The sequence below is a fragment of the uncultured Streptococcus sp. genome (assembly GCF_915066115.1).
Classification (GTDB): Bacteria; Bacillota; Bacilli; order Lactobacillales; family Streptococcaceae; genus Streptococcus.
In genome coordinates, this window is the sequence record NZ_CAJZDT010000168.1 from 1 (window position 1) to 3,195 (window position 3,195).

At 44.6% G+C, this 3,195-nt stretch carries 2 protein-coding genes; both read right to left on the minus strand.

The window, feature by feature from the left end:
- A partial coding sequence (mraY, locus tag QZ565_RS08930; protein ID WP_295528436.1) for a phospho-N-acetylmuramoyl-pentapeptide-transferase occupies positions 1-882 on the minus strand: 882 nt, incomplete at its 3' end.
- A 1-nt stretch (position 883) separates the two neighbouring features.
- Positions 884-3,139 carry a penicillin-binding protein PBP2X gene (gene pbp2X / locus QZ565_RS08935; RefSeq protein WP_295528439.1) on the minus strand — a complete coding sequence of 752 codons (2,256 nt, stop codon included), beginning with the start codon at positions 3,137-3,139 and terminating at the stop codon, positions 884-886.
- Positions 3,140-3,195: the final 56 nt, after the last annotated feature.

Genomic DNA, 3,195 nt, shown 5'->3' on the forward strand with positions numbered 1-3,195 from the left:
TCCTGAGAATCCGCCAAGCTCAAAATGGTGATGCACAGGCGTCATACGGAAAATACGCTTCCCACCACTAAGTTTGAAGTAGGTGACCTGCATCATAACAGAGCTTGTCTCAAAGACATAGATAATCCCAATCAGCAAAAGGGTCCATTCTTGATGAAGAGCCATAGAAATAGCTGCCAGCATCCCACCAAGAGCCAAACTTCCCACATCTCCCATAAAGACCTTGGCAGGTTTGTGGTTAAAGACGAAGAAGCCTAGCCAAACACCAATCATGGTAAGAATCACAAGAAGAATATCCAGTTGATTTTGCATATAAGCAATCACACCATAGGCCGATAAGCTAATCACCACGGAGATACTCGCTAAGCCGTCAATCCCGTCAGTCAGATTCACCGCATTTGAAAAGCCAACTAGCCAGAAAAGGGCAAAGAAGATATAGAAAATTCCCAGATGAACTTGGTAGCCAAAAACTGAAAGCATATCGCCACCGCGCTCATAAAAGAGGTAGAAAATCACTCCTCCAAGCAGCTGGAGAGCAAGTTTTTGCTTGGGATTTAAGCCTTCGTTGATTTTACGAAAGACCTTGAGGAAGTCATCCAGAAAACCTACCAAACCATACAAAACCAAGATAAACAAAATCATGCCGACATTGTTGGTCAATTGTTGGGTAAAGAGAGCAACCAGAAAGCTCACGACTACTGCAACGATAAGGAAAACAAGACCTCCCATGGTTGGAGTCCCAGCTTTAGCTTGGTGTTGCTTGACATCCTCGTGCATCTGCTGACCTGTAATCTGCGCTTTTCGATAAAATCGGATAAAGGCTGGAATGCCAATCAAGGTCAATAGAAAGGCTAGAATTCCAGCACTAATGGAACTAATCATCTTAATCTCCTAATGTTACTTTCATTTTTTTAAGGTCTTTGAGGGCTGTATTGGCACGGACACTTTGTTTCTTGACCGTTTTGCCACTACCTTCCCACTCGACTTCTATATTCAGCCATTTGGCAAATGTTTGCACATTTTCATCTGTCCAGCCGTACATATCAGGCATTTCTTCGACCTTGTCAGACAGGATTAAGATCTGCTGATTGGCTTCCAAATTATCTCCTTCAGAAACCGAGAGTTCCTTGATCTTGGTTCCTGTTCCAATAACGATTGGTTGGACAAGGTTTCGGCGCAATTCTTCTGCGAGGTCACCCGACGTAAAGTCCTTGGTAGCAGGCATAGCATAGCTTGTCGTCTTGCTGACCTGATCCAAGCTCTTAGCAGTTGACTGAAGATTGAGGGATTCTTTCATAGCAGAAGCTCGCTCAAGGATTGGGTTGGCAAACTCTCCCAGCTGAACGCCTGAATAATGCTCTGGCTGTTGCACCGTCACATAGAGGATAAAATCAGGATTTTCTGCAGGATGCATCGACACAACAGAGAAGATATAGTTGGTTTCACCTGTCAGGTAGCCCCCATTCTTCTCATCGGCAATCTGAGCAGTCCCTGATTTCAGGGCAACATTCTGTCCCGGAACATTGACATTTGGTTTTCCTGTGCTGTGGTTGTACATGGTACCGTAGACAGGATCTGTTCCGACCATGACCATGTGATCCCGAGTAGAGGAAGCTGCCGCTTTTGATACAGGATTTCCGACGATTTCCTTTTGAGACTTACGAACAGACTGGTCATTTGGATCATAGAGGGCACTGATAAATTTCGGCTCCAACATAACCCCATCGTTGGCAATAGCTGTAAAGGCACGAAGCATCTGGGTCTGGGTAACAGAAATCCCTTGTCCAAATGAACTCATGGCGATATTGACAATGTTATCAGCAGGCAATTGACCTGTGTACTCATCTGCCAGACCAAAACGGGTCGGCACCCCAAACTTAAAGCGGTTAAGGTAGTCCAGCCAGGTTGTATCCCCCATCTTTTGCTCAAGCAAGGTCATCCCGATATTACTTGAGTGGGCAAATCCTTGAGAGAAGGTCATGGTGCCACCACTAGTCAACCCTTCATTGACGTCCCAGTCTCGAATGGTCGCATCTGCTATTTTCAACTCACTACTGTTAAAGTATTCGCCACCAGGGAAGGTATTGTTATCAATGGCTGAGGCCAACATCATCACCTTCATGGTTGATCCTGGCTCGTAGTTACTTTGATAAAGAATATCTCGCCAGACAAAGTCTTTCGTAATACCATCCTTGGTATCGGCATTGAAGGTCGGACGTTGGGTCGTAGCCAGGATTTCCCCTGTCTTAGCGCTGACCAAGGTAGCCGTCATATACTTGCCTTTTACCTTTTCCTGGAAGGCATCCATCTGGGTTTCCAAAAAGGATTGCAAAGGACTAGAAAGGGTTGTGTACACATCCTTTCCGTCTACCATGTGTTGGGAAGCCTGCTCCGTACCCGGAACAATATTTCCCAGACGATCCTTCTCATAGGTGATAATCCCATCTGTACCTGCAAGAATGCTATTTAAAGAACTCTCCAAACCAGATGTCCCAACCAAACGTTTGGTCCCATCCTCATTTTCATGGAGTTGCGCTAAACCGATAAAGGAAGAAGCAAACTGTCCATTGGGATAACTGCGGTTAGGGCTAGTTGTAAAGTCAACCCCCTCAACCCCAGCTGTTTTGAGGTCATTTTTAATGGCCATCATATTGGCATAGGTAATCCCATTTCCCTTGGTACCAAAGGATACCTGTTTTAGATCTGGCTGAGAAAGCTGTTCTTTGACATAAGACTCCTCCATATCCAGATACTTATGGAAAATTTCAGCTACCTTATTAAATTGAGAATCCTCTACATAGAGAATTTTGCCTGTTGCTGACTTGTAGGTCTTGTCAATAACGGCATAGATATTATACGAAGTCGCATCCTCAGCAATAGGCGTTCCATTACGATCGTAGATGGTTCCCCGTTTTGCAGGAATCGTCTTGGTTGTTTGATGGACCTTGTTGGCTTCTTGAACCAAGTCCTTACCAAATTTTTTACCCGTTCCGATAATGACCGCAAAGTTCACCAAAAAGACAGCGAAGAGTATGACAGCCAGTAAACTCAGGCTTTTTCCTACTCTTCGGCGGTTTTCTTCTGGAGATTTGCGATTACGAACGGTATAACGGATTATTTTTTCTTTCCACTGTTTCATATCTTACTCCGCTGCTCGGATATTTTCGTTATTCAGTTGCAAATCCTTAGAGTTTG

Excerpts from the sequence above, each read along its gene's own strand:
- pbp2X (WP_295528439.1), bottom strand. The coding sequence starts at position 3,139 with ATGAAACAGTGGAAAGAAAAAATAATCCGTTATACCGTTCGTAATCGC.